General features: G+C 34.3%; 31 protein-coding genes, 1 riboswitch and 1 other annotated feature. Of the genes, 8 read left to right on the forward strand and 23 right to left on the reverse strand.

Features of this window, described 5'->3' with window-relative positions:
• The first annotated feature begins 23 nt into the window (after positions 1 to 23).
• The gene (locus KHA96_RS16950; protein WP_213130486.1) at positions 24 to 497 is read left to right on the forward strand and encodes an NUDIX hydrolase; all 474 of its coding nucleotides are present in this window, start codon (positions 24 to 26) and stop codon (positions 495 to 497) included.
• A 167-nt stretch (positions 498 to 664) separates the two neighbouring features.
• A complete protein-coding gene (locus tag KHA96_RS16955; protein WP_213130487.1) occupies positions 665 to 817 on the forward strand; it encodes a hypothetical protein in 153 nt (50 codons plus the stop codon).
• Between the two features lie 163 nt (positions 818 to 980).
• Here the strand turns inward: KHA96_RS16955 and copZ are convergent, their stop codons facing one another.
• The 11 genes from copZ to KHA96_RS17010 all read right to left on the reverse strand — a co-directional run bounded on the left by copZ (position 981) and on the right by KHA96_RS17010 (position 10,334).
• Positions 981 to 1,187 carry a copper chaperone CopZ gene (copZ, locus tag KHA96_RS16960; RefSeq protein ID WP_213130488.1) on the reverse strand — a complete coding sequence of 69 codons (207 nt, stop codon included), beginning with the start codon at positions 1,185 to 1,187 and terminating at the stop codon, positions 981 to 983.
• Between the two features lie 217 nt (positions 1,188 to 1,404).
• Positions 1,405 to 3,789, reverse strand: coding sequence for a heavy metal translocating P-type ATPase (locus KHA96_RS16965; protein WP_213130489.1), 2,385 nt, complete (start codon positions 3,787 to 3,789; stop codon positions 1,405 to 1,407).
• Positions 3,790 to 3,802: 13 nt separating this feature from the next.
• Positions 3,803 to 4,105 (reverse strand): metal-sensing transcriptional repressor, encoded by a 303-nt coding sequence (locus tag KHA96_RS16970; RefSeq protein ID WP_213130490.1) that lies wholly within the window; start codon positions 4,103 to 4,105, stop codon positions 3,803 to 3,805.
• Positions 4,106 to 4,423: 318 nt separating this feature from the next.
• Positions 4,424 to 5,668, reverse strand: a complete 1,245-nt coding sequence (locus KHA96_RS16975; protein WP_213130491.1) for an MFS transporter — start codon at positions 5,666 to 5,668, stop codon at positions 4,424 to 4,426.
• A 429-nt stretch (positions 5,669 to 6,097) separates the two neighbouring features.
• Positions 6,098 to 6,805 carry an FAD-dependent oxidoreductase gene (locus KHA96_RS16980; RefSeq protein WP_213130492.1) on the reverse strand — a complete coding sequence of 236 codons (708 nt, stop codon included), beginning with the start codon at positions 6,803 to 6,805 and terminating at the stop codon, positions 6,098 to 6,100.
• A gap of 36 nt (positions 6,806 to 6,841) precedes the next feature.
• Positions 6,842 to 7,213 (reverse strand): iron chaperone, encoded by a 372-nt coding sequence (locus KHA96_RS16985; protein ID WP_213130493.1) that lies wholly within the window; start codon positions 7,211 to 7,213, stop codon positions 6,842 to 6,844.
• A 74-nt stretch (positions 7,214 to 7,287) separates the two neighbouring features.
• On the reverse strand, positions 7,288 to 7,677 hold the full coding sequence (locus KHA96_RS16990) for an SRPBCC family protein (RefSeq protein ID WP_213130494.1): 390 nt from the start codon (positions 7,675 to 7,677) through the stop codon (positions 7,288 to 7,290).
• 3 nt (positions 7,678 to 7,680) lie between these two features.
• A complete protein-coding gene (locus tag KHA96_RS16995) occupies positions 7,681 to 8,001 on the reverse strand; it encodes an ArsR/SmtB family transcription factor (protein WP_213130495.1) in 321 nt (106 codons plus the stop codon).
• 334 nt (positions 8,002 to 8,335) lie between these two features.
• Complete coding sequence (locus KHA96_RS17000) at positions 8,336 to 9,265, reverse strand: arginase family protein (RefSeq protein WP_213130496.1); 930 nt, start codon at positions 9,263 to 9,265, stop codon at positions 8,336 to 8,338.
• Between the two features lie 75 nt (positions 9,266 to 9,340).
• The gene (gene paiA / locus KHA96_RS17005; protein WP_213130497.1) at positions 9,341 to 9,856 is read right to left on the reverse strand and encodes a spermidine/spermine N(1)-acetyltransferase; all 516 of its coding nucleotides are present in this window, start codon (positions 9,854 to 9,856) and stop codon (positions 9,341 to 9,343) included.
• Positions 9,857 to 9,881: 25 nt separating this feature from the next.
• On the reverse strand, positions 9,882 to 10,334 hold the full coding sequence (locus tag KHA96_RS17010) for a MarR family winged helix-turn-helix transcriptional regulator (RefSeq protein ID WP_213130498.1): 453 nt from the start codon (positions 10,332 to 10,334) through the stop codon (positions 9,882 to 9,884).
• 299 nt (positions 10,335 to 10,633) lie between these two features.
• Positions 10,634 to 10,730: riboswitch (guanidine-I (ykkC/yxkD leader) on the forward strand.
• 68 nt (positions 10,731 to 10,798) lie between these two features.
• On the opposite strand from KHA96_RS17010, the gene KHA96_RS17015 reads away from it, so the two are divergent.
• A complete protein-coding gene (locus KHA96_RS17015) occupies positions 10,799 to 11,140 on the forward strand; it encodes a DMT family transporter (protein WP_213130499.1) in 342 nt (113 codons plus the stop codon).
• Complete coding sequence (locus tag KHA96_RS17020; protein WP_213130500.1) at positions 11,140 to 11,454, forward strand: DMT family transporter; 315 nt, start codon at positions 11,140 to 11,142, stop codon at positions 11,452 to 11,454. The genes KHA96_RS17015 and KHA96_RS17020 overlap by 1 nt, the downstream gene beginning before the upstream one ends.
• A gap of 528 nt (positions 11,455 to 11,982) precedes the next feature.
• On the opposite strand, the gene KHA96_RS17025 is transcribed toward KHA96_RS17020, so the two are convergent.
• From KHA96_RS17025 to KHA96_RS17070, 10 genes are all read right to left on the reverse strand, one after another.
• Positions 11,983 to 12,138, reverse strand: coding sequence for a hypothetical protein (locus tag KHA96_RS17025; protein WP_213130501.1), 156 nt, complete (start codon positions 12,136 to 12,138; stop codon positions 11,983 to 11,985).
• An 833-nt stretch (positions 12,139 to 12,971) separates the two neighbouring features.
• On the reverse strand, positions 12,972 to 13,574 hold the full coding sequence (pgsA, locus tag KHA96_RS17030) for a CDP-diacylglycerol--glycerol-3-phosphate 3-phosphatidyltransferase (protein WP_213130502.1): 603 nt from the start codon (positions 13,572 to 13,574) through the stop codon (positions 12,972 to 12,974).
• A 248-nt stretch (positions 13,575 to 13,822) separates the two neighbouring features.
• Positions 13,823 to 14,395: an HAD-IA family hydrolase gene (locus KHA96_RS17035; protein ID WP_213130503.1), complete on the reverse strand. Its 573-nt coding sequence runs from the start codon at positions 14,393 to 14,395 to the stop codon at positions 13,823 to 13,825.
• A 92-nt stretch (positions 14,396 to 14,487) separates the two neighbouring features.
• Positions 14,488 to 15,534 carry a serine hydrolase domain-containing protein gene (locus KHA96_RS17040; protein WP_249315664.1) on the reverse strand — a complete coding sequence of 349 codons (1,047 nt, stop codon included), beginning with the start codon at positions 15,532 to 15,534 and terminating at the stop codon, positions 14,488 to 14,490.
• A gap of 214 nt (positions 15,535 to 15,748) precedes the next feature.
• Positions 15,749 to 16,378: a LysE family translocator gene (locus tag KHA96_RS17045; RefSeq protein WP_213130504.1), complete on the reverse strand. Its 630-nt coding sequence runs from the start codon at positions 16,376 to 16,378 to the stop codon at positions 15,749 to 15,751.
• Between the two features lie 259 nt (positions 16,379 to 16,637).
• Positions 16,638 to 17,030, reverse strand: coding sequence for an NUDIX hydrolase (locus KHA96_RS17050; protein ID WP_213130659.1), 393 nt, complete (start codon positions 17,028 to 17,030; stop codon positions 16,638 to 16,640).
• 152 nt (positions 17,031 to 17,182) lie between these two features.
• Entirely contained in the window at positions 17,183 to 17,575 is a 393-nt protein-coding gene (locus tag KHA96_RS17055; protein WP_213130505.1) for a GNAT family N-acetyltransferase, read from the reverse strand.
• A 165-nt stretch (positions 17,576 to 17,740) separates the two neighbouring features.
• Positions 17,741 to 18,235 carry a hypothetical protein gene (locus KHA96_RS17060; protein ID WP_213130506.1) on the reverse strand — a complete coding sequence of 165 codons (495 nt, stop codon included), beginning with the start codon at positions 18,233 to 18,235 and terminating at the stop codon, positions 17,741 to 17,743.
• A gap of 150 nt (positions 18,236 to 18,385) precedes the next feature.
• The gene (gene proS / locus KHA96_RS17065; RefSeq protein ID WP_213130507.1) at positions 18,386 to 19,822 is read right to left on the reverse strand and encodes a proline--tRNA ligase; all 1,437 of its coding nucleotides are present in this window, start codon (positions 19,820 to 19,822) and stop codon (positions 18,386 to 18,388) included.
• A 62-nt stretch (positions 19,823 to 19,884) separates the two neighbouring features.
• Positions 19,885 to 20,102, reverse strand: a binding site (T-box leader).
• Between the two features lie 85 nt (positions 20,103 to 20,187).
• Entirely contained in the window at positions 20,188 to 20,694 is a 507-nt protein-coding gene (locus KHA96_RS17070) for a TetR/AcrR family transcriptional regulator (RefSeq protein WP_213130508.1), read from the reverse strand.
• 115 nt (positions 20,695 to 20,809) lie between these two features.
• On the opposite strand from KHA96_RS17070, the gene KHA96_RS17075 reads away from it, so the two are divergent.
• Positions 20,810 to 21,160, forward strand: a complete 351-nt coding sequence (locus KHA96_RS17075; protein ID WP_213130509.1) for a VOC family protein — start codon at positions 20,810 to 20,812, stop codon at positions 21,158 to 21,160.
• 343 nt (positions 21,161 to 21,503) lie between these two features.
• On the opposite strand, the gene KHA96_RS17080 is transcribed toward KHA96_RS17075, so the two are convergent.
• Together KHA96_RS17080 and KHA96_RS17085 are read right to left on the reverse strand one after the other, a co-directional pair.
• Positions 21,504 to 22,184: a ZIP family metal transporter gene (locus tag KHA96_RS17080; protein ID WP_213130510.1), complete on the reverse strand. Its 681-nt coding sequence runs from the start codon at positions 22,182 to 22,184 to the stop codon at positions 21,504 to 21,506.
• A gap of 173 nt (positions 22,185 to 22,357) precedes the next feature.
• Positions 22,358 to 22,537, reverse strand: a complete 180-nt coding sequence (locus tag KHA96_RS17085) for a hypothetical protein (protein WP_213130511.1) — start codon at positions 22,535 to 22,537, stop codon at positions 22,358 to 22,360.
• A gap of 441 nt (positions 22,538 to 22,978) precedes the next feature.
• On the opposite strand from KHA96_RS17085, the gene KHA96_RS17090 reads away from it, so the two are divergent.
• Genes KHA96_RS17090 through KHA96_RS17100 form a run of 3 tightly spaced genes read left to right on the forward strand, consistent with a single transcriptional unit; the run spans position 22,979 to position 24,877 of the window.
• The gene (locus tag KHA96_RS17090) at positions 22,979 to 23,215 is read left to right on the forward strand and encodes a helix-turn-helix transcriptional regulator (protein WP_213130512.1); all 237 of its coding nucleotides are present in this window, start codon (positions 22,979 to 22,981) and stop codon (positions 23,213 to 23,215) included.
• Positions 23,212 to 23,520, forward strand: coding sequence for a hypothetical protein (locus tag KHA96_RS17095; protein ID WP_213130513.1), 309 nt, complete (start codon positions 23,212 to 23,214; stop codon positions 23,518 to 23,520). The genes KHA96_RS17090 and KHA96_RS17095 overlap by 4 nt, the downstream gene beginning before the upstream one ends.
• A 46-nt stretch (positions 23,521 to 23,566) precedes the next feature.
• Entirely contained in the window at positions 23,567 to 24,877 is a 1,311-nt protein-coding gene (locus tag KHA96_RS17100) for a serine hydrolase (RefSeq protein WP_213130514.1), read from the forward strand.
• Positions 24,878 to 24,968: the final 91 nt, after the last annotated feature.

The following is a 24,968-nucleotide window of genomic DNA, read 5'->3' on the forward strand; positions in this document are numbered from 1 at the left end:
AGATTAATACGAGGTGATGTTGTATGGAATATGAACCACCAAAACAGACTATTTCAGTTTCCGCATTTGTTACGAATGAAAAAAATGAGGTGTTATTAGTAAGGACTCATTGGCGCTCGGAAACTTGGGAAATGCCTGGAGGAAATGTGGAAGTCGGAGAACCTTTAGACGAAGCAGTTTGCAGAGAATTTCTAGAGGAAACAGGGATTGTTATCCGTCCCGTTGGTATAACAGGTGTCTATTTTAATGCAACAAAGCACGTTTTATCAGTCGTTTTTAAAGCTGAATATGTTCGTGGAAAAATAAAAATTCAACCTGAAGAAATAAAAGAAGCTAAATATATAGAATTAAACGACTCCAATATAGACAAATATATTACCCGTCCTCAACAAAAATCCCGGACACTTGATGCAATGAAATCAAAGTGTTTTATTCCATATGAAACATGGGAAATAAATCCGAGTTATAACTTACTATCCAGGTTGTATAATGAATAATTTTAAGCTAAAGGTTGTAGATCAAGAGCAGCCAACCAAGACTAATTATTAATTGTGCTAAGGTTCAGTGCATTCGAGAATGATAACGCAATTTGTATTTAGAATATAATGAGTGTATTTATACACATAATAAGGTTGTTATACAACAAATTAAGGAGGGATTTTGTATGCAACAAGATCGAAAAAATGCGGATTCTACGATGAAGCCAAAGTATTCTGCCGGAACCAATGCCCAAAAGGTCAAACAAGAAATTAAACAAGATGTAATGAATGGACAAGGTGCAATGACATCCCGTGAAGCGGGGGCCATGCGCGATTAGAGAGCTACCTAGGGTGGGATTTTTGCCCTAAAATCAATACCCGCCTTTTAATGGGGCTAATGGTTAAGAGCAGCTGATTTGAAAGTAACATTACTTGTTTATTACATCATTTAATTATAGAAAAAGCTGATTTCCAGAAGAAACCAGCTTTTTCATTCTTATATTATACAGTAACATCATAGCCTTGATCTTCAATTGCTTCTTTCATGGCTTCAACGTTTACTTTTGACTCATCAAATGTAATATCTACTTTACCAGCTTCTAAATTAACTTCAGCTTTTGATACACCATCTAGTTTTTTTAACGCACCTTCAACTGATTTTTTGCAATGGCCGCATGACATGCCTTGTACATTTAAAGTTTTCTCCATGACACCTTTTCACCTCCTTTAAATTGATTTTTATAGTTGACTGTTTTCTTAAAGTTTGTTGATTTTGCAAAAGCCTAAAAGCCGGCTTTTACACCTGTTTAGAAAGTTTAACGTTAGTTTCCAACTCTTTTCTCAGGTAGATTACGCATTTAAGAACAGAATCTATTTTTCGTCGTTAAAATTTATAGTAATTAGCAACCATTTATGAGAAAAAACCTTATAGTTTTATTCGTTTTAAACGAAGTGAGTTAGAAACAACACTTACCGAACTTAAAGCCATAGCTGCACCGGCAACCCATGGGGCAAGTAATCCAATTGCTGCAACAGGAATTCCGGCTGTATTGTATCCGAAAGCCCAGAATAAATTTTGGCGGATATTTTTAATGGTTGCATGACTAATTCTAATGGCTTTCGGAATGAGCAATAGCTCTCCACCAAGAATAGTTAGGTCAGCAGCTTCAATCGCAACTTCTGTACCGGTTCCAATCGCAATTCCGATATCTGCAGTAACCAATGCTGGCGCATCGTTAACTCCGTCACCAACCATCGCTACTTTTTTACCCTGTGCTTGAATTTCTTTAACTTTATCAGCTTTTTCTTCAGGTAGCACTTGAGCAATCACTTGGTCGATTCCTACTTGTTTTGCAATAGCTTGAGCTGTTCTTTCATTATCCCCTGTCAGCATAATCACTTCTAAGCCTTGTTCTTTTAACTCTTTTATTGCTTGTGGTGCTGATTCTTTAATAGTATCTGCAACCGCAACAATTCCACTATACTTCCCATCAACGGCAATCAACATCGCTGTTTTCCCATTAGTTTCAAACTCAACTAATTTCTCTTCATTACCTTCAATATCAATTTGATGGTCATTCATTAATTTTCGATTTCCAACAAGGAGCTGTTTTCCTGAAATCTTAGCTTCAATACCATGGCCAGGTATAGCGTTAAATTCATCCACTTCCACAAAATCAATATCTTTCTCTGTTGCATATGCCACAATAGCACCCGCAAGTGGATGTTCGGATCCCTTTTCTGCACTAGCTAACAACTGTAATGTTTCATCATCACCGGAAAAGTCAGTTACTTCTGGTTTTCCTTTTGTGATGGTTCCTGTTTTATCAAGAACAATTGCATTTAACTGATGCGTTCTTTCTAAGTGTTCTCCGCCTTTAAACAGGATTCCACTTTCAGCAGCTCTTCCTGTTCCCACCATAATAGAAGTTGGAGTTGCAAGCCCTAACGCGCATGGACAAGCAATAACAAGTACAGCAATTGCTGCAACTAGAGCAGGTTCAATTTGACCAGGCTGAACAAAAGCGATCCATACGATAAATGTTAGAATGGCAATCCCTACAACAATCGGTACGAAATAGCCAGATATAACATCAGCTAAGCGTTGAATTGGTGCTTTCGATCCTTGAGCTTCTTCCACAACTTTGACAATCGATGCAAGGGCAGTATCTTTACCTACCTTTGTCGCTTCCATTTCAATCGAACCATTTTTGTTTATCGTCGATCCGATTAAACTAGCATTTATTTCTTTTTCAATTGGAATTGATTCACCTGTAATCATCGATTCATCTACAGATGTTCTTCCTTTTACAACGATACCGTCTACAGGTATTTTCTCTCCTGGTTTTACAATTAACCTATCACCAACGACGACTTCATCGACAGGAATCATGATTTCCTCGCCACTTCTTATTACGCGGGCTTCTTTTGCCTGTAAATTAAGTAAAGAGGATAGTGCATTCGTTGTCTGGCTTTTTGCTCTTGCCTCTAAATACTTACCAAATAAAATCAACGTAATTAATACAGCACTTGTTTCAAAGTATAAATGCGGCATATATTCGGGGTTTCCGATGGTTTTAAATGCTTCGTATAAACTATAGAAATAAGCAGCGCTTGTACCTAATGCAACAAGCACGTCCATGTTTGCTCCACCATTTCGAAGGTTTTTATATGCACCAACATAAAATTGCCATCCGATGATAAATTGAACGGGTGTCGCTAAAGCAAATTGAAACCAAGGATTCATGAATATATCCGGTATAGTCATATTAAATAAATGAACTAACATGGTGACTAACAGAGGTGCGGATAACACAGCTGAAATAATTAACTTTGTTTTCTGATGTTGCAGTTCTTTTTCTTTATGTGTTTGCTTTTCTGCTGCCTCCGCTTTTGGTTTCGCATCATAACCTACATTGTTGATTTTCTCAATCAATGCTTTAGGATCCACTAATCCAGGATTATATTCTATGGATGCCGTTTCAGTTGTTAAATTTACAGTAGCAAATTTAACCCCTTTCTCCTTATTCAATACCTTTTCAATACGGTTCGAACAAGCAGCACAGGTCATTCCAAAAACATCTAATTCTATTTTTTCCATTAAAACACCATAACCGACATTTTCAATTTTTTTCGAAATATCTTCTATGGAAGTTTTTTCTGAATCATAGTCCACTGTTGCCTTTTCTGTCGTTAAATTAACCTGTGCTTTTACTCCGTCCATTTTATTTAATGTTTTTTCAATACGATTGGAACATGCGGCACAGGTCATACCTGTTATACCTAATGTTGCATGACTCATTTCACTCATAGATGCTTCCTCCTTACTTGGAAAACTGCTTCATGACACTCATTAATTCCTCAATTGTTTCTTTACCTTCGCCTTGTTTAATCGCGTCACTGACACAATGGTTAATATGCCGTTCAGTTACAGCGAAACCTACGTTTTTTAAAGCAGATTGAATGGCACTGATTTGTACTAAAATATCAATACAATATCGATCATCTTCTACCATTTTTTGTATTCCACGAACTTGACCTTCTATACGTTTTAAACGATTAATGACTTTTTGCTTCTCATCATGTGTTCTTGGTTTACTTGGGTGATCATGTAAGAATTTATCCAAATGATTCACTTCCTTTTCCTTCGATACTTATACTATACCCCCATATGGTATTTAAGTCAATAAATAAACTCGCTTTCTATGTAATACGATGGAAATTGATTAATACTACATTGCAAGGACTAGCTTCATTTATTATTTCAAAAGCAACTATAATAAGATTGTGCCCGGGAACTTTTGAAGTTATTAAAAGGGGAACACACTACATAAACAGTTGTTAGGTTAAAATAATGAACAAAAGCCCAGATTTTTGCTCTGAGCTTTTGTCCCTCTATGAAATATTTTTATTTGTATAACGTAAACCAATAGCCTTCGTCCAACTTAAGATTCTTTTAATGCAGGTTTACCCGCTTCGATCAATACTTTGTTTCTGCTTAGGAAAATGGCTAGTATGATAATGAATATTCCAGTTCCTAAAAGCAGCCATTCAATTTTGATGATGTCTGCAATTGGGCCGAAGATTAGCATTCCAAGGGGCATCATCGAGGTTGAAATCATCCCCATCACGCCAAAAACTCTCCCTAAATAATCTTCTTCTATTTTCTCCTGCAATAAAACGGTAGCTGGTGTATTAAAAATGGGGAGGGCAACACCGAATAAAGCCATGAAGGCTAAATAAACCCAAAAGTCTGGAACAATCCCGAGTGCAAAGGTGCACATCCCCATAATAATACTTGCGAATCCTAACGTTTTAATTTTGTTTTTAAAGCCGCCCCAAGAAGCAATAATTCCACCGCCTACCATCATTCCTATGGAGAAGGCAATTTCAATTGCTGATAATCGCCATACATCATCACCAAAACTACGTGTAACCTGTAGAGGAGTCAAAAATGACGCAGGTGCCATTAATACAAAGAACACCGCGAAGAATAAGAAGAATTTCTTTAGAAAATCATGGTTGTTCACATATTGCAGTCCTTGTTTAAAGTCACTAAGGTAACTTGTTGTTTGTTTTTCTGCTGCCTTCTCATGTACAGTAATCTTTAAGAAACCAAGAAGTGTAACAATTGCAATTGCAGCCGTGATGACATCAATAAAAAATATCATTTCAATCGAGGTCATTCCTAATAGTGCTGCACTAACTAATGGAGATACAAACATAATAATAGCTTGTATACTTCCATTTGCTCCATTCACCTTCGTCAGCTTATCTTTAGGGACAATTTGCGGTAAAATAGCACCGACAGCCGGCATCTGAATCCCGGTTCCAAAAGCACGAACTGCTGCCATCAAAAAGAGCAGCCAGATTGCATTAAATCCCATCAAAAAGAGAATTGCAAGTAATAAGGTAGCAATGGCAATAAGGCTGTCTGCCAAAATAATTAGCCGCTTACGGTTATAACGATCCGCCCAAACTCCTGCAACTGGTGACAAAATAAATGTTGGAATAAAACCGCAAATGATGTACAACGTCATCATTAATCCAGATTCTGTTGTCAGCGTTATATGCCACATAATTGCGTATTGAACGAGGGATGATCCAAAAAGTGAAATCGTCTGGCTACTTAAAAAGAGAATGATATTCTTTAGCCAATTCTCCTTGAGATTATTATTTATTGTGTTCATTTTTTAACATCTCATTTCCTGAAAGTTATATAGAATATATACTTCACCAACATCCGCACTTTGAATTGCTCTATTCAAATTTAATTTTAAAGACAGCAAAAAGAGGAGAAATTCATCCCCTCTTTTAAATAACCGTCAAATATAGGTTTCCTTAAAATAGACAGACCAATCCCGTTGCTCTGAATGAAGGCAGAGCATTCAAACGTATTTAATTAACGAATGAAAAAGCGGAATTTTAATCTCATTGATGCTGTCACAAAGAAAACCCCATTTCTTAAAAGTTGATAATATCATAGCAAAAGTACTTTATGTATACAATGATTTTATTGCAAAATAAGCCTTAATAATTTCTTGAATATACGACTTCATTAAAAATATCAGCTGTTTGCAAACCTACTTCTTTAATATTTAAGAATTTTTCATTCTTAACTAATACCCAAAAAAGACATCCTTTTTAATATTCCGCTTTGAAATATTATGATTCACTAAATAACTAGACATAGAATCTACCATGGACTTCGGTCCTGCAATGAAGTATTTACCATTGTTCTTATATAAGCCGGTAAACTTATCTATCTCCGCATGTAGGTCATTTCTGGAATCAAGATAAGTGACACTTATGGAAAGATTTTTAGCCATTTCATCAAGTTCGTTATGAAACAAATAAGATTTTTTGCTATCCATATAGAGAAGGTGCAGAGGCTTCTCAACACCATTTCCATCCGCCTCTAATTGTTTTAATATTGATCGAAATGGTGTAATTCCAATTCCGCCTGCTATTAGGAGTGAAGGACTGTTATCTTTTAAATAAAAGGATCCTACAGGGCCACTCATACTAACTTTCATTCCCTGTTTTAATTCTAACATCGCTTTTTTAAAATCACTTGGGTCATCATTAATACTAGTTGTTATTTTAATCATTTTCTCTGTTGGTGCTGATGCCAATGTGAACGGTCTGGTAGGACTTTTTACTTTTTTATGAGTAATAGTAAACAAACCATGCTGCCCTGCTTTCCAAGTTAAATCTTTTTCTTTTTCGAATAGAAAGGTATATACATTTTCCGATTCATTGTAGCTTTCTATAAGTGGCAATTCTCTCTTTTTGAATATTGATAGTATATCTTGAAAAAAACTCATTTCGGTAACTCCTTTATGCCTCTTAATATATTTTCTCTACTTCCGCCAAAAAGTGGAACAGTTTGCCTTATCCCAAATATTAAACTCAATTATTTTCTCAAGAAGTGAGTAGTCAAACGGACCCTTCCACGGAATACGTATTAACCCCTTTGTGTATTCGTAGCCAGCCTTCACGATATCTTCCTCTACATGAGTAATTGTTACATTTTCAGGGGCGACAGCTAAATGTTTTTTAGATACGCTAAAGCCAATAATAAATGTGCCATGATCCGTAAACATCGGTTGATTCCATTTAATTTCTGCCTTTAAATTTGGGTATTTATTATTTATCCAGGTCAACACTTCTTCTGTTCTTTCTCGTTGTGAGGGATCATCTATCCCAGCTAAAAACTCAGCAAAGGTTTCCATATTGTTCCCTCCTTAAATTGTTTTTATCAGCTAGCTATTTACAATTACAATAAAGCAGGACCAGAAATTTATTCTTATATTTCCCCAAATACTTTTTTAAGTTCTTCAATCTTATACGCCCAACCATATTTTGCTCCATTAAACGCTTGGTCTTCTTTTTCGAATCCTGAGTGTTTAAGATGTAGATGGGTTGTTTCACCTTCTTGTTTTAACTGCCAAGTGACTATAGTGTTTATCGGCCCGCCTATCCATGTATAAGATAACTTATAGGGTTTTTCTACTACCAATACTTCACTATCGACTACTAAATCTATTTCATCATTTCGAAACTGGCATTTGTATCCAACAATTGGTTTAAAATTATTTTCCATTACCCATTGTGCAAGGATATCTGAATTTGTTAAGGCTTCCCAAACCTTATTAACGGGACTCTTAAATTGAAAAGCTAATTCTAAATCTGCCATTATCTATTCCTCCAATATATTCTTTAATAATAGGGCTTTTTCATTCCAAAACTTCTCATAAAATGATAACCAATCTTTAACTTCCTGTAAGGGAACTGGATTTAATCGATACCTTGTTTCTCTACCTATTTTACGGTTAGTTACTAAGTCAGCATTTTTAAGGATAGTCAAATGTTTAGAAACAGCAGTACGTCCCATATTAAAATGAGGAGTAAGTTCATGAAGTGGCAACTCATCTGCACCTGACAACAACCGGATTAATTTACGTCTTGTTGGATCTGCAATAGCTACAAAAACATCCCGCTCTTGATAAGTGTTTTTCAATATGCTCTCTCCTTACAAAATGGACACTGTATGGTGTCATTATTATATGACACCATACAGTGTCCGGTCAATTTTTATTATTGACGTAGACGAATCTCAAAATGAATTCTCTCTAAAAGACATATGGAAATCTTGTAGAAAAATAAAAGAGCTAAAATACACAAGTAATGCATAATAGCTTGCATATTTTTAGCTTTGTTTTATTCCTTATTAAGGTGGTTTAATTGAATAATCATACTTATTTTCTTATAACCTTTAACTTTTATTCAAGAATTCCAATATGGATAAGAATCCGACATTTTAACTTACAAACACACCCATGTATATTAATTTTTTAGTGTTGATGATCATAACAACTAATAAAGGGTGTATCCTTTTTATTTATATCCCCTATTAAAGGAAGCCGCTGTAACATATTTTGCAATACCAAAGCATCCCAAGGAAGATGTTCAGTAATCCCTAATCCCACAACATCATAGGCATTTGCGACATCTTGGAGAATACGAATAATGGTCTCCATGCTGGAGGCTTTTGGCGCTTTTTCGAGCATCTCTTCATACGTATTCGGATTGGCTACTAGAAGAGAACGGAACTCTCTAAGGTCAAGGACATCTAAATCAAAATGAATAAATACTTTTGTTGGATTTAATTTCTCTAGCCAATTCAGTACCGGTGAACTGTCTTTTACTAATTCTTCTGGTGCCACAGCACTTAAGTGAAATTGATCTACAACTTTCGCTTCTTCGGCAGACCATTCATTTAACCCGACATACAGGACATGTTCAGGTTGAACAAGTTTCGGAACGGAAGCGACAAATTCTTCATCGCCAACACCGAGCAAAGTAGCCAGTACATGTGCGTGTTGCCCAATATAATGATCCGGCAGCTTGACATCGGGATGGGAATCCACCCAAAGGACAGCAACATCGCTATCGTATTTTTCATTTAAATAGGCAATCGGTGCTAATTCTACACCGCAATCTCCTCCAAAGACGACGACACGCTCAGGTTGATGTTTATTTAATATGCTGAATGCCTCATGTAGCTGTTTCAATACGTCGGTGCGTGCATAAGTCCCCTTTTCTACTTGTACTCCATCTGTATTTAAAGAAACCGGCACTTCTACTTGAATATCATCTGAAGCGGGAACAAGCCAATTTAATAATTGTGCGCCTAAATAATAAGACGGATTATATCCGCCTTGCCATTGCGGCATCAATAAACGAAGAGTCTTGCTCTTTTCTATGTCTTTATTTTCTTTCATTGGGCATTCCTTCCTTTCAGAAAATATTAATAAGGAGCAAAGTTAAACTCTATTGTACCAATAGACATTTTCCCTTCAAACGATTTTAGTCATTATAAGATCAATTTGCTCCTCGTCACCCATATAAAAAGAGTGGGATCCTGTTTGAACAAACCCCAATTTCTTATAAAAAGCAATGGCATTTTCATTTTTTTCCCATACGCCCAGCCAGACATTCTTTTTATTATGTTTCTTCGCAATTTCAATCGCTTTATTTAACAGAAGTTTACCAAGCCCATATTTTTGACTTTTGGTATGAATATAAACTCTCTCAATTTCAAGTGATTCTTCACCCATTTCTTCAGATTGAGCATCATTGACATTGACCTTTAAATAACCAGCGATTTCATTGTGAAAATAAATGAAGAAGAATTCCGAAGATAAATTAGATAGTTCTTTTTCTAATTGTTTCAAATTAAACGCTCTTTCTAAATAGGCTTTCATATTTTCAGATGAATTCTGATCTTTAAATGTATCGTTAAATGTTTCTATACTTATATCTTGAAGTACTTGTAAATCTTCACGTTTGCATTTCTTTATTTTTATCGTCATTTTATTGTTCAAACCCCTTTATATATCAATAATTCCGCTTATTTCCCTTTTTCACAAATTCCCAGTCTTTTTCTATATTTTTTCTTACTCTTTGAAGAAGTTTAGAAATGGTTTCTACTTCATTTTCGGAAAGTCCATCTAATGCTACGATATTAGAATAATCATTTTCTCTTTTGATAACTGGATAAATTTTATTCCCTTTCTCTGTTGGAAAAAGCTTTTTAATTTTTTTGTTATCGTTGTCTTCTTTTTTTTCAATAAACCCATTCATTTCAAGTTTTTTTATAGCACGAGCTGCAGTTGTTCGATCTACTTTTATCATCTCAGCTACTTTTTCTTGAATGATTCCTGGATTTTCACATATTCGAACAAGGTACAAATACTGCCCTTTTGTAAGGTCATATTCTTTAAATTCTATATTGCTAATAGAATCTAATGCCCTTGCTATCATTCCAATTTCACGTAAAATTTCCTTCATATTGAACTCCTTCATTCGCATTTTGCTGCAAATACAACAATACTATTATAAGGTAATTTATCCCTTTTTTGTTGCATTTACAATAAAAAATAATGATAAAGAGATTGAATAAAGTGGATTATATTTTTATGTATTAAGAGTTATACTGCCAAAAAATCCTTTCCAACATATATCCGCATGAAACATTTCTGTTAAAGACTCTCATTGGAGAAGAGAAGGACATCACAAGTAGATGAATGGTTATGTAATAACATTGACTATGATTAAGAACTGTGTATAATACAAGATAATTGCATAAGTTAAATGTTTTCTAGGGTTCCGCAACTATAAATGTTGGTCTGGTCCGAGAGAAAACTCACGCTAGACGTGCCACGGAAGGATAAAAGCCTGGGAGAGACTGTTTATACAGTTTTCTCTCAGGCTTTTTTGCTTTTTGGAAATAATAAGATTGGAGGTATATACAAATGAGTGCAGACTGGATTAAAGTTTTTGTTGCTGCTTTTTTTGAAGTTTTGTGGGTTATTGGGTTAAAACATGCTGACAACTTTTGGGCTTGGGCAGGAACTATTATTGCGATCATCATCAGCTTTTATGTCATGATCATGGCGGGAAGGAAACTTCCTGTAGGTACTGTATATGCAGTTTTTGTTGGATTAGGAACCGCTGGAACAGTGTTTTCTGAAATCCTATTCTTTGAAGAACCTGTTAAAGCGGAAAAAATACTCTTAATTTTTGTTTTATTAGCAGGCGTTATTGGATTGAAATTAGTTACGAAAGACAAGGTTCAGGAAGGGGATGAAATCTAATGGCATGGATTTCTTTAGTTTTCGCAGGTTTGTGTGAAATGTTTGGTGTCGCGATGATCAATAAATTGCACAAAGACCGTAATTGGCAATCATTAGTCCTATTAATACTTGGATTTGGAGCAAGCTTTATACTTCTAGCCTATTCCATGAAAACTCTTCCTATGGGCACAGCTTATGCAATTTGGACAGGTATCGGTGCTTCTGGCGGGGCAATCTTAGGCATGGTTTTATATGGTGAATCAAAGGATTGGCGAAGGCTTGTTTTCATAGGAATGGTATTAGGTGCTGCAGTAGGTCTAAAACTCGTTTCATAAAAAAAGTGTCAAAAAAGCTAGGCTTTTAAAACACCTTAAAATTACCATTCAAACGTCGTTTTACTTCGTTTTTTAGAATAACGAATCCATAATGTACCGTGTTCCAATTCTTTAACGGATTCAAGTTGAAAGCCTGTTTCTTTAATGCTGGAATACGGTTCTTTTGCGATAAAGAATCGGTGGCCGTCTGGATCGCCATTTGCGATATAGAAGAAACACGGATTATTTGGAGGTGATCAAATTATGTGACAGATAAGGAGTGAGTTATAACTTGAGTCGGTAAAAACATCATTATTTAATAGTTACTCATGACGTTGAAGAAGAAACTAAAATTGCGTGGAGACTTGCTTAAAATATCTTCAGTACAGTAGATCATATAAAAAATGAAGAATTATACATAAAGGGAAATACTATGTTGATGACCAAATGGACCCAAGCGAAAATAGAGGAGAAATTAATAATTTATTGCCCCCTTGCTGACAATCTGGCTTTCTAATCGACAACCAAATTAGTCTAGAAGAGGGAGTCCTATTTTTTTTTCTCAATGAATCTTGGCTCATATTCTGATAGAACTTCAAATATTTCGTTTCCTGTAATGTAAATATGATGTTCCAAGTTAGGGTTAGTTTTTCGATTAATGACGGGATTCGAGTCAAACATTCTTAAGTACTTAGAATTTTCCATTTTACAAAAGTAGGCAGCTTCAGGGTCAAGCCTATTACTGGCATCTGTCTCTATAAAACGAATATCAAAGTTTCCCGTTTCAGTTGAAAATCTAAAAGCCCAAACATAGTATTCTACAGGGGAAATCGTTTGATCATAGATGATATCAAGTTGATTATTATATAAATCTTCAATAGTTATTTTTAATTAATCATTATGTCTGGTTATATTAGTTAAGTTAATATCGTATGGGTAGTTTGCTTTTAAATTTGTAACAGGCTGCCATATATGAAGTTTTTCTTTTTTATCAGGTGGATGCATTCTTTCACTTCCTTAAGGTTTATATAAATTATTTTATACTAGAAAGAATATATATAGTTATCCATATGATGTATAATTCTCCTAAAAGAGGTATATTTGTGTCGTAAACAAACATAATGAATTTTTTACAACCTTTTCAGAATGGAACAATTTTGCAGTCAAAATAATATCCCGCGAGCAATAACTCGATATTATGTAACATTGATTAAGAATTAAAACTTTGTATAATACGAGGTAATTTCATAAGCTGAATGTTTTCTAAGGTTCCGCAACTTAAAGTTGATCTCTTCCGAGAGTAAAACTCACAGCTTGGCTGTCTCAAGGAAGAATAAAAGCCTGGGAGAAACTTTTTTAAGTTTTCTTCTAGGCTTTTTTGCTTTTTGGAAGAGGTTTTAATGAGGCAGCATCTTAATGCATACTGTACTCTTGGTACCCGTTGTATGATTAAGAAGATAATCAACTTTTATTATGCGATTATCTTCTTTATTTTTTGAGAATTGCGTTAGAACTAAAAGTAAATAGCACTTTGCATCTTAGTTGTGAAAAGAAGAGTTTACTCTAATGCTATTAAAAATAATATGTTTATTCTTAAAGAAGTAATCCCATCCGGAGAATAATGTAATAACCATAGCTATCCATAGAGATACAGTATCAAAAGGAAAGTCAAAGTAAGAAAAAGGATAATTATGTAGAAGCAATGCTGAGATAGAGATTATTTGAATTCTAGTTTTCCATTTTGCAATATTACTTGCTGCAATCACTATTCCTTCTTTCACTGCAATAAGTCGAAGTCCGGTAACAGCAAACTCCCGACTTAATATTATTATTGCAATCCATCCAGGAACTAATTGTAGTTCAACTAAAGCTATCAATGCTGCCGCAACTAATAGCTTGTCTGCTAAAGGGTCTAAGAACTTTCCTAAATCAGTAATTAAATTATATTTCCGAGCATAATATCCGTCCAATCCATCCGTTGTTGATGCAATAATGAAAAGTAATGCTGCAAAAAAATGTGCGACAGGTATAGCATTTCCATCTATTTGCATTTCACCAAATGGAATCGGAATTAATAAAAAAATGAGGAGTACGGGAATAAAGAATATTCTAGTTACTGTAATTTTATTTGGTAGATTCATCTTTTCCTCCTTTTAATTAACTCAATATTCTTGTTTAGATTGTCATAAGCCCTGAAGTGAGTAGCGGCAAATTCAGATAAGACTGCCATCATAAAATTGAGGTTTCAATTTCATTTCTGATTGGCCAGACTTTAGTATAAAAAATATGAGCCCTAATAATACTTTTCTGTTTTTCTTAATGAGGTAATGGAAAGTCAGTGGTAGAAGGAATAACGATTAGCTGGTTTGTTGGACATGAGGTGTGGACTTCATTTTGATTTGACTTTAATAATACTAAAAAAGTCCTCATAAGCTTCAAGATAATAATCTGAACCTAGTTCTCCATTTTGGAAAAGACAGGTTTTTATTCCTATTTCTTTTGCAGGAATAATATCTAAACTTCGGTCGCCAATAACTAAATCAATCGAGTGTTTTTTGTGAAGATATTTGTATGAAGTTGGATTTGGTTTACGTGGGAACCCCGAATCACCTGTAACTATTTCTGCAAAGTATTTTTCCCAATCATAATATTGTAATATTTTCAAAACTTCCTTCCGAGTACTATGTGTCATAATCACATTTTTATTGGCGTACTTTAATATCTCCTCTACACCTTTGAATGGTTTGAAATCTTCTGTTGGTAATTGATTCACATGAGAGATAAAGGTTTTTATTTGAGAATTAGGTATTTTAAAATAACGAATGGCATGTGAAAATGAAATTTTTAATTGAGCATATAGGTCATCTTCCGAAATGTCCTTATTGGTCACCTGTTTTAATATTTTTGCAAAGACAGGATATGTATCAAAAAGTGTACCATCAAAATCCCATAATATGTTCAATAAAATCTTCCCCCTTTTTATATTAAGTTAAATGGTGTCTAACCTTTTGGGTTCCAGGCGTCTCTGGTCTTAATATAAATAAAGTCTTATGATTAAAGCTTTTTTAAACTTGAAAATGCTAAATCTCCAAAATTTTGAATATCCTTTATGTAGTCAAAGCCTTCATTTTCATATGTATATAAGCTATTGTACATCCTAACAGCAACTGCGTTTAATTTAGGAATAACTGTACAAGAACATCCTGATGCTCCTAGTATTTGGTATGAACCTTCCGGTAACTCTGAACCTAATTCGTTAAACTTAAAGGAGACTTCGCTATCTTTTATCCACCAAAGAAAGCCGAACTTTGGAAGTTGATTTGGTAAAGTACTTGGACTTTGAACTGATGTAACAAGATTAAAAATTTCTTCAGACAGAATTTGTCTTCCATCCCATGACCCTTTATTTAAATGCAAATTTCCCCATAAAGCCAATTCTCTCGCACTTACATATAAATTTCTTTCATCTCCAATGTTTGATCCTATTCTTAATGTCGGGTAACTATTAGGTGATTGTATATCACATACTAGATTATTTTTACCTTCCGTTACCCACTCTGTATTCGTCCAATTTAAAGGTTTAAATACTCTATCTGTGAGTATTTCATTAACAGTTTTACCCGTAGCTTTGTGCAATATTTTTGCTAATAATTCCGGTTTTTTCCCCTCAATATTGGTTCCTAAATCAAACACACGTTGTACTTTATCACTTTTAATATTTAAACCAGTACACCGTGTCAATAAATGCCTAATAGTTGTTTCCCCAAGTATTTCCTTATCCAGTTCATGCAAATAGTTGCTTATTTTATCTTCAAGGTTTAAATGACCTTCATAAACAGCTATTGCGATAGCTAAACCAACATACGTTACTCTTATCGAATAAACATTAAACTGTGAAGTATAATCTATATTTTTAGCCCCCTTTTCAAAGTGATGAGTACCTGAATACCATTCGTGTACAATATTATTATCTTTCATAATTACCAACGCAGCACCAGATGCGGACATTTCTTGTTTTACTCTCTCGGTATATGCAGTAATGTCTTTAAAAACATCTTTATGTAAAGTTAACCCCATCTCCAAAATCCCTTTCTTCCTCATATTAACTTCTATTACAACTTCGTGAACTATGATAAAAATCCTTTAAAATTTTTACAGCAAAGTAATTAACAAGTAGAAGATTCGAAAATTTGCGGATGTATGGAATGGTAAAACTGATCGAAATCCTCATGAACCCAGCATTGATAATTGATCAAGGCAATATGAAACCAAAAAGGCTGGAACTATATTAGTTCCAGCCCAATTTGTATAGGTTTTATGAGAGGTTCAATGCTATAAAAAACTCATATAAGAAGTATCCCGCAAAACCGATTAAAATAAATCCAGCGATGATAGATATCCATTTTATTATGGTCCGATTCATAACTTTTCTTGTTATCGCAACAATGGCAAGTAGACCAACATCATGGACTAGGATACCAGCTAATATACCAGCTCCGACGATTAAAAACTTACTGGGTTGTGTCGTATCATAGGAATCGGAAAGTACAGCTCCAAAAACAGAAATCCAAAACACAAGATTTCCTGGTGAAAGAGCTACAACTAAACCATTACGATATGAGCTAAAAAAGGATGTATTTGGTTTCTCCCCATTTAAAATAATATCCTGATTTGAGTTTTTTATAGAATCATAACCTAAAAACGCTAAGAAACATGCACCAATCAGCCACATTGGTATTTGAATGTAAGGTATAGAAAGTATAGAAGCCAAGCCCATATATAAGGCAATAATTAATAATAGATCGACTGTCATTCCACCTAATCCTACAGCCCAACCATGCATAAAACCCTTTTTCAAACCTTGCTTCGTCATTTCAACGGTCATTGCTCCTACCGGCATCGCAATTGCAAGACCTGCTAAAAGATACGTAAAAAATAAACTCAAAAAAACACTTCTTTCAAATTTGATGCCTTCATACGTCCGTTTATATTCATATTAACACAAAACCACTAATAATTATTCATATTTTAGTATTTTAATACAACATAATAATTATTTTTGATTTAAAATTAGGTACTGCAAAATGAACTGTTTCTGTTGATATTTTGTTCTCCCCTTCTTTTTTTATCTACCATTATTAAACTGTCTTTCGTATAGCAATTTCAATAAAAAGAGCATTAATCCATTTTAGATTAATGCTCCGCTACTTAAATAAAGATTTTATTTTTTGAGCAACTTCCCTTGGTTTAACATCAATGGATGGTAGGTCATCTATCTCCACCCACATAGGAATATAAACTCCTTTATTTTCATCCGAAAATTCTTCACCTTGACCAGTACCGAAAGCTCCACCAACGATTTTCCCAATAAAGAAATATTGCTTACCGTTAAAATCAATTTCAGCGATACACTCTTTTACATCAATATCAATACCTAACTCTTCATACGCTTCTCTTTTCGCTGCCTGTTCAGGTGCTTCCCCTTTTTCTATACCTCCACCCGGAAAAACATAATAAGTAAAGCCATTATTGATTCTTTTAATTAAGGCAACTTTTTTATTTTCAATAATAACAGCGGAACCCCTATCCCTCATAATAATCCTCACACCCTTTTATTTTTACTACTACTTAATTACTTCGATAAAAAGGTACTTCTCCTTCACACAACTCTTGCATCCTAGAACTTTTCCAAAGATTACCCAATTTTTTCCCGCTTGTATTTATTTTTTCTCTTCAATGATCCTATCCGCTATTTTGATTGCCACACTCCCCCTGAGCCAGGTACAAAACCACAAGTTTTATAAAAGTTTGTATTACGTTCCTCATAGGATACAGTTACAATTCCTAATCCAAAGCGTTCTGCTTCCCGTAACAATTCTTTTACCAATTTAACTCCGATTCCCTTTTTTTGAAACTCAGGATGTACGATAATGTCTTCCATATACCCGTGTTCCAAACCCATTCCACAAACGTACCCAAAAGCTATAAGTTTATCACTTTCATTCCTCACTCCAGCCCAGAAATTACAACGTTCAAACAGAGCAGGATAATCATTATCACGCCTTCCCCATCCAACAATCTCTCTTAAATCTGGCACCTCATTATTAGATATTGGAAGGTTTATCATAACTTTGTAATCCAATATTTTACTCACCCTTATCTTCTAATCTTTATTCTATTTAATTACTTTTCAATGCGATAAAGTTCATAATAAGTGTTGCTATTCTTAATGCACTCTCTGTTAATGAGATTTCACTGATATAATGCTAGTAAAATCCTAAAATAATCGCTTTCATTTTCGTCTTGCTCAATCAACCTTTTCAATTTTCAAGCCAGTAATTTTATCGAGTAATTTTTTATAGTATTCCGAGCGAATAGAAAACCCACCAAATTCTTCGTGTGAAGTACATGAAAACCAAGCAAAGTTATTTTTCAGAAAGGTCAAGTCTTCAGGCAAATTTGGCGCCACCCAATCATATAGTGAGTTTGCGGATTGTTGCAACAGTTTACACGTATCTCGATTAGTCTCCATTACATAAACTGTTGCTGCTGGACCCTTCGTAATGGTATTTGCCCACTTTTTTGTTTTGTATGTTTCGAGTATGTATGGTTTAAATTGCGCAAGTATATCTTGATTGTATTTCAATTCTTTTCTAGTAACAAAATAGAATTTGTCCGAATGTTCAACAAGTACTTTTATTAACTGGCGATATGTTTCCCCTTCAGGATTCTCAACTAAATCCCAATATTCCATTTTATCACCTTCTTTAATAGTGGTTCTTAACTGACACGTAGTATTCATAATCAAAATAATTCTTTGCTATTTGTCAATAACATTGGCCTCATTTAAATCTAAGAGTTATTCCATAGTCCCGCCAGACTATGGAATAGAGAACAAGAAAGAAATGAACAAAATAACTGATAGTCTATATCAAATTATTCAAAATGCAGATTAATAAGCGCGAGCAAACCAAACCGTATGCTTGGCTTCTTTACCACAGTTAAGACATGTGTGCTTTGTTGCCAATGGGTTAAATGGGATGTTTCGCGTTGTGAATTTTGTTTTTTCTTTTACATTTTCTTCACAAGTATCATCACCGCACCAACCAGCTAATACCCAACCAGGAATTGTTCCATTTTCTTCAGATTCTGCTAGATGTTTTTTTAACTGTTCGATTGTATCGATATGTGTGTGTGAATTTTCCGTACGGAAAGCTTTTGCTTTTTCAAAAAGACGAGTTTGCATTGTTTCAAGTTCTTTTATAATGCTTTCAACAATGGATTCTAAAGGTACGGAAACTTTCTCCCCTTCATCACGTGCTTTCATTAAACCTTGATTATTATCTAAATCACGTGGACCAAGTTCAATACGTACAGGTACACCTTTTAACTCCCATTCATTAAATTTATAACCTGGCGATTGATCGGAATCATCAAGACGAACGCGAATTCCCTTCGCTTTCAAAGCTATGAAAATTTCATCTAATTTCTCTATAATTGCATGGTTCTTTTTCCATGGTCCAACTGGAATCAAAACAACCTGAGTCGGGGCTATTTTTGGTGGCAAAACAAGACCTTGTTCATCTCCATGAACCATAATGACCGATCCAATTAAACGTGTGGACGTACCCCAAGATGTTGTATGAACATATTCGTGTTTATTTTCTTTATTTAAAAATTTTATATCAAATGCTTCCGCAAATTTTGTACCTAAGTAGTGTGAAGTACCTGCTTGCACGGCTTTTCCATCTTTCATCATTGCTTCAATGGAGAAGGTATCGACCGCTCCAGCAAATCGTTCTAATGGTGTCTTTTGGCCATCATAAACTGGGATTGCAAGTAGTCCCTCTACGACTTCTTTATAAATAGTTAACATTTGCATGGTTTCTTTACGCGCATCTTCTTCATCCACATGAGCAGTATGTCCTTCTTGCCATAAAAATTCAGAAGTACGGATAAACGGAAGGGTTTTCTTTTCCCAACGGAATACATTTGCCCATTGATTAATTAAAACGGGAAGATCTCGATAGCTTTTAATCCAGTTTGAATACAAATGCCCAATCATTGTTTCCGAAGTCGGACGCAGTGCTAAACGTTCTTCTAATTTCTCCCCTGCAGCTTCTGTTACCCAAGGAAGCTCTGGTGAGAATCCTTCAATATGATCCTTTTCCTTTTGAAAGAAGGATTCTGGAATTAACATTGGGAAGTATGCATTGCGATGACCGGTTTCTTTAAACCGTTTATCCATCTCTTCTTGAATATGTTCCCATAATTCATATCCATCTGGCTTAAATGCAATACAACCACGAACTGGCGTATAGTCCATTAAATCAGCTTTTTGAATCGTATCAATATACCATTTTGAAAAATCGTTTACTTTTTGTGACATCATCTTTTCCTCCTGAGAAAATGAAATAACTTCAAAAAATAAAAAAAGCATAAAGAGTCCTCAAAAAGGACGTCTTTACGCTAATAGACGTGGTACCACCTTAATTCGACATTAATAAAAAATATTAAGTCCTCTAAACGTTTGTAACGAAACGACTCGGTTAGTTTTTATCTAACATCTCCGTGGTAGGATTCAATAAGGAGGGGTGATATAGCTTTCAGCCAAGGCTATATTTTCTGTTTCACAATCCTTATTTACTTGATCACATCATTGATTACGTATTTAGAAATTAATATATCAACTTGCCAAAAATTATTCAATAGCTACTGAACACATGGACCATATTATCAAAAACTTGGGATATATTATTTAAATAGCCACTTCACTAAATCTATTCCTTGTTCATGGGTAATCTGGTCTTTAGAAATAGCATTCAAAATAGAACGCCATGAAGAAATCAATACAAGTTCTAGTGGAAGGTTTTCACTTTTAAGCATATTAGTTATAAATTCTTCTATTTTGTCTATATTGCTATAAGGCTTTTCCTCACTTAACAATTTACATATGTTCATCTTTACCGAAAAATTTAAACCTGTTATCAGTGCTGCCTCCAAAGCTTTACCTTCTTGATCAAATAATGACGCTGCTCCCTCCATTCTATCGACCATTCTTTGTTCCATTTCCATTCTAATAATTTCATACAACTTTGCTTTAGAACCAAAATGGTGGTAAATTGCTCCGGTTGTCATATCCGCTTTATTTGCTAACTCAGCAATATTAACCTCTTGGTAACCCTTCAGACTAAATTCTTCTAACGCAGCTTTAATAATCTTTTCCTTATTCGATCCTGGTATTGGTATCCATTCTTTCATAACCTCATACTACCATATTGACTACAATGCGTAAATAGATTATGTTTAAAGTAATTTAATTATGTATAACGTAATTTGATTATGTTCTAATAATACCTTTATAGGAGGAAATTCTATGAAATTACTTTTTATGGATTATCCAGTAAAAGATTTAAAAGAATCTCTTGCTTTTTACCGTGATGTTCTTGGATTTGAAGAAGCTTGGCGTGAGGGTGATCATACTGTTGCATTAAAGTTACCTGGTTCTGAAGTTCAATTAATGATTGAAAACGATGAAATAGGCTTAGCTCCTGGTGCTGTCTTTTTAGTAGATAGTGTGGATAAATACTATGAAGAAAATAAAGAAACACTAAAATTCATTAGAGAACCACTTGATATTCCCCTTGGTCGTTATGCCATTTTCCAAGATAATTCAGGGAATTTACTAAGAATCCTTGATTTTACTAATGAAAGTAATACAGAGTGATATATTCAAAGAAAATGAATACACCTCTTTGGCTAAACGATGATCAAAGGGACAAAAACAACTTTAGGCATATTGGATAAAAAAATTGGAATTGAAACCTAGTCTAATTAAACGTTTGATTAATAAAAAGAATCGAGATGAAAGCACCATTGGTACTCTTCCCGATTCTTTTTTGCCATTACATAATGTTACATCACCTTTATTAGCAGTGTTTAGATTTCATCATATATTAGTCACATTTTTTGTCCATGCTGTTTTACTCCCAGGGTTTCTTTTGATGTTTCAAAACTTACCATCGTATTTCCCATTAAGTCTGGAGCCATCATAACTGCTGAGTTTAAAATCATGTGAAATTAGACACCAGAAAAGAATGGTAAATTATTATTACCGTAACTCCAAATGCAATCATAAGTAAAAGAGATATCCATCCAAAATGGTTTTTTGATTTTCCTATAATTTCATTAAATGTAACAAAAATTAGAGTACCTAGAGCGCCTCCCGTCAACAAAGTGTCTACTCCCCTTCCAGAATCCTTGAATGTTTGTCCTAACAAAGCACTTATTCCGAAGACAATCGATAAAATGGTTATTATATATATAAAAGAAAGGGTCTTTACTCTAGCTATTAATAAAGTAATCATAATAGCTATACCTTCGGGAATTTGGTGAAAAATAATTGCTGTAAGAAAGGAAGGATTATGGGATAGCTCAGTCGCACCGTAAGAAAATCCCATAATTATATGATGGAAAAATATAGCGATAATTAAAAATGCCACAGTTTTTTCGGAAACATTCTTATCATCTTCATGGGGGAGAAAATGACTAATAAATAACATTATTGTGTATCCTAAAAAAACCCCCAGAAATATACCTTTAAAGTCAAAGTTTTTTATGCTATGAGGAATTAAATCAAATATAATAATACCTGCCAATATCCCACCACATATAACATAAGCATAAGGTAACTTTTTAGGTAATACGTGATTTATAAATCTTGTTAGTAATCCACCAGCACTTAGCCCCATAAGAGAGACCCCTGTTAACAGAAAAGATATCCACATGTTTTTCATTCCTTTCAGCAGTATAAGTAAGCAGTATATATCCTTATGTACGTTGTCTTTAAGAAAATTATTCTAAAAGCTTTATCAAATTGGGGAGAACAGAGTAAATAACAATAGTTTTCAAAAAAGGAGCCATTCTAGGACACTTTTACTCCTATAAATAAAAGAAGCAACCCTAGAATAATCAGGAAAATAATTGTCTGTTTGCGAAGCTTGTCAATCCCTCCAAGACCTTTTATAACCCAAGGAGTAAGAAAAACTGCCAGCCCAAGAATTTTGCACATTAAATAATAAGTCCTCGTAGGTTTGTTGCTCATAACCTTATCTCCTTTCTGTATTTGTAGGAATAAATAAAAGAATCATTTTTGAAAAAAGATTGATCAAAATGGATTCCTTATTTGTCAAATTGTGTACAAACTTATAACTCCATGAACATCACAATTATTCATTGTAACCCCACATGAAGTTTCATCCTCTTCTTTTTTATAATTCTGTGATCCATACATCAATAATATTGAAAATATATATCGATAAATAATCAATCGCTCAGTTAAACAAAGTATGCAATACCCACACCTGTGTAATGATTACCTCAAAAATAATATATATAGTTTTTAACTTAATCATTTACGTTGGAAATGATTGAATCATACATAAAATAACCACCTTTAAACACTCATGGTAAAGTATTTAGTACAAAATGTTAAAAATACTTTACTTTTTGTACTAAATATTTTACCATGAGCAATAAGAGGTGAATGAAGATGCCATTAAACCACGGAAGAAAAATTCAAAATAGAATTGTTGTTTTAAGGGCCGAAAGAGGTTTATCACAACGAGATGTCGCTGATAAATTAGGTGTGAGCAGACAGACCATCATATCCCTTGAAAAAAATAGATACAATCCGTCATTGAAATTAGCATTTGAAATTGCGCTATTGTTTGATGTGGATTTACAGGAAGTTTTTCAATATGAAATAGAGGAGGAGAAATGAATATGGATATTTTCCTAGTTATCTTACGTATTTTATATGTATTAATTTTCTTTGTCGCAGTATTTATTTCATTGAAATTTGAAATGGGAGAAGAGCATAAAGATGAACGCGGGCAAAGTATTTCAAATAAATCCTATGGCATCGTTTTTCCATTAATGCCTCTTGGCTGGTTTTTAATTGAGTTGTATGATCAATTCATTACTCAACTGGACTATGAAACATATAAACTAGTCATTTGGTTTTTAATTTCCGGATTAATGATTCTGCATGCCAGTATCATATCTGTATTAAAAAGAAAATATTAAAGTTATCTAGACATAAACCAGATAATGGCAGAAAGGAAGACTTCCTATGAATGTTTGGACGTGGATTGGGTCGTTGGGAATCATTACCCTCACACTTATACCTTTACTTAATAAAGAAAATAGGTCTAAAGAGGATATACGAAAAGCGATCTTCACCGTATTGATTGTACTAAGCATGATAGCTGCAGTTGTAATATTCAATGTCAATTATTTGTTTGCATTTCTATTTGGTATCCTCGCAATGATTTTAAGCAATAAAAAAACCTATACAAAGAAACGGTTAATTATTTATGGAGCAATCATTCTAATTTTTGGAATTGTAGGCTATTCCTTATTCCGAGATAACCCTGATTATGTGTTCAATCATATTAAGGCTCACCCAGAAACAACTTCACTCTATGTAGCGGAAAATGGAGAAAAATTAATTACATTCCAATCAGACGTGGTACGACCCTTGGCAAGCACAGTAAAATTACTCATTGCTGTCGAATATGCGATGCAAGTTAATGAAGGTAAATTGAATAAAGATAGTTTCGTGTCCCTAGAAGATTTACAGCGATACTATTACAAAGGTTCAGATGGCAATGCCCATGAAGAATGGCTGAAAGCAATGAAAAGAGATGGGAATATTAATGATAATCAAGTAACGCTGCATGATGTTGCAAAAGGCATGATAACATATAGCTCCAACGCCAATACAGATTTTCTGATCAATTTAATTGGCATCGATTCTATCAACAAGCAAGCGGAATCTCTCGAACTTACCCAACATGAGGATGTTTATCCAATTGTTAGCGCGCTCTTAATTCCAGATTATCTTAAAAAGAATAAAATAGATAAAAATAGGTTAGTAGAAGAGCTTGAAAAGATGCCGATGGAAATGTATCGAGATATAGCTAGAGAGTTAAGTAACCAAATGAAAGATGGCACCATCAACATTGATGATTATTCTTTTGATATGCCCCTTGATTTGCAAAAAGTTTGGTCAGATCGCTTAATTGGAGCAACGGCAAATGATTATGGAAGATTATTGGCAATCATATCAAATGAGGAACTTCCAACAATAGCTAATCAAACTGTTAAAGATTTACTTGAGTGGCCGATGGAAGTAAATGAAGGAAACCGCGAGCGTTTTACCCATCTTGGCGCAAAAGGCGGATCGACAGCATTTATCCTGAACGATGCAATGTATGCGGCAGACCACGATGGGGGTAGAATAGAAATGGTCCTCCTAATGAATGATCTGAGCATATGGCAACAAATTTTACTTAGTCGTAATTTAAATTCCTTCGAGTCAAAATTACTTGGTAGTGAAGACTACCGTTTAAAGCTTCAAAAAGAGCTTTCTGGATTGTAATTTTAAATGCCATCATCAATTTTAAGTTTGATGATGGTTTTTACACACCATTTATACATTCTCCTGTATAGAATATTTGTGTTGGGTATCT

It is taken from the genome of Bacillus sp. FJAT-49711, assembly GCF_018343715.1.
Classification (GTDB): domain Bacteria; phylum Bacillota; class Bacilli; order Bacillales; family Bacillaceae_C; genus Lederbergia.

What these genes read in the sequence shown, in the direction of transcription:
- KHA96_RS17000 (WP_213130496.1), bottom strand. Translation starts at nt 9,265, where the DNA reads ATGAAAGAAAATAAAGACATAGAAAAGAGCAAGACTCTTCGTTTATTG.
- KHA96_RS17070 (WP_213130508.1), bottom strand. Translation starts at nt 20,694, where the DNA reads ATGAAAGAATGGATACCAATACCAGGATCGAATAAGGAAAAGATTATT.
- KHA96_RS17080 (WP_213130510.1), bottom strand. Translation starts at nt 22,184, where the DNA reads ATGGGGCTAAGTGCTGGTGGATTACTAACAAGATTTATAAATCACGTA.
- KHA96_RS17025 (WP_213130501.1), bottom strand. Translation starts at nt 12,138, where the DNA reads ATGGAAAATTCTAAGTACTTAAGAATGTTTGACTCGAATCCCGTCATT.
- KHA96_RS17075 (WP_213130509.1), top strand. Translation starts at nt 20,810, where the DNA reads ATGAAATTACTTTTTATGGATTATCCAGTAAAAGATTTAAAAGAATCT.
- copZ (WP_213130488.1), bottom strand. Translation starts at nt 1,187, where the DNA reads ATGGAGAAAACTTTAAATGTACAAGGCATGTCATGCGGCCATTGCAAA.
- KHA96_RS17010 (WP_213130498.1), bottom strand. Translation starts at nt 10,334, where the DNA reads ATGAAGGAAATTTTACGTGAAATTGGAATGATAGCAAGGGCATTAGAT.
- proS (WP_213130507.1), bottom strand. Translation starts at nt 19,822, where the DNA reads ATGTCACAAAAAGTAAACGATTTTTCAAAATGGTATATTGATACGATT.
- KHA96_RS16990 (WP_213130494.1), bottom strand. Translation starts at nt 7,677, where the DNA reads ATGGCAGATTTAGAATTAGCTTTTCAATTTAAGAGTCCCGTTAATAAG.
- KHA96_RS17015 (WP_213130499.1), top strand. Translation starts at nt 10,799, where the DNA reads ATGAGTGCAGACTGGATTAAAGTTTTTGTTGCTGCTTTTTTTGAAGTT.
- KHA96_RS17100 (WP_213130514.1), top strand. Translation starts at nt 23,567, where the DNA reads ATGAATGTTTGGACGTGGATTGGGTCGTTGGGAATCATTACCCTCACA.
- pgsA (WP_213130502.1), bottom strand. Translation starts at nt 13,574, where the DNA reads ATGAATCTACCAAATAAAATTACAGTAACTAGAATATTCTTTATTCCC.
- paiA (WP_213130497.1), bottom strand. Translation starts at nt 9,856, where the DNA reads ATGACGATAAAAATAAAGAAATGCAAACGTGAAGATTTACAAGTACTT.
- KHA96_RS16965 (WP_213130489.1), bottom strand. Translation starts at nt 3,789, where the DNA reads ATGAGTGAAATGAGTCATGCAACATTAGGTATAACAGGTATGACCTGT.
- KHA96_RS17060 (WP_213130506.1), bottom strand. Translation starts at nt 18,235, where the DNA reads ATGAATACTACGTGTCAGTTAAGAACCACTATTAAAGAAGGTGATAAA.
- KHA96_RS16975 (WP_213130491.1), bottom strand. Translation starts at nt 5,668, where the DNA reads ATGAACACAATAAATAATAATCTCAAGGAGAATTGGCTAAAGAATATC.
- KHA96_RS17090 (WP_213130512.1), top strand. Translation starts at nt 22,979, where the DNA reads ATGAAGATGCCATTAAACCACGGAAGAAAAATTCAAAATAGAATTGTT.
- KHA96_RS16955 (WP_213130487.1), top strand. Translation starts at nt 665, where the DNA reads ATGCAACAAGATCGAAAAAATGCGGATTCTACGATGAAGCCAAAGTAT.
- KHA96_RS17040 (WP_249315664.1), bottom strand. Translation starts at nt 15,534, where the DNA reads ATGAGGAAGAAAGGGATTTTGGAGATGGGGTTAACTTTACATAAAGAT.
- KHA96_RS17020 (WP_213130500.1), top strand. Translation starts at nt 11,140, where the DNA reads ATGGCATGGATTTCTTTAGTTTTCGCAGGTTTGTGTGAAATGTTTGGT.
- KHA96_RS16950 (WP_213130486.1), top strand. Translation starts at nt 24, where the DNA reads ATGGAATATGAACCACCAAAACAGACTATTTCAGTTTCCGCATTTGTT.
- KHA96_RS16980 (WP_213130492.1), bottom strand. Translation starts at nt 6,805, where the DNA reads ATGAGTTTTTTTCAAGATATACTATCAATATTCAAAAAGAGAGAATTG.
- KHA96_RS16985 (WP_213130493.1), bottom strand. Translation starts at nt 7,213, where the DNA reads ATGGAAACCTTTGCTGAGTTTTTAGCTGGGATAGATGATCCCTCACAA.
- KHA96_RS17085 (WP_213130511.1), bottom strand. Translation starts at nt 22,537, where the DNA reads ATGAGCAACAAACCTACGAGGACTTATTATTTAATGTGCAAAATTCTT.
- KHA96_RS17095 (WP_213130513.1), top strand. Translation starts at nt 23,212, where the DNA reads ATGAATATGGATATTTTCCTAGTTATCTTACGTATTTTATATGTATTA.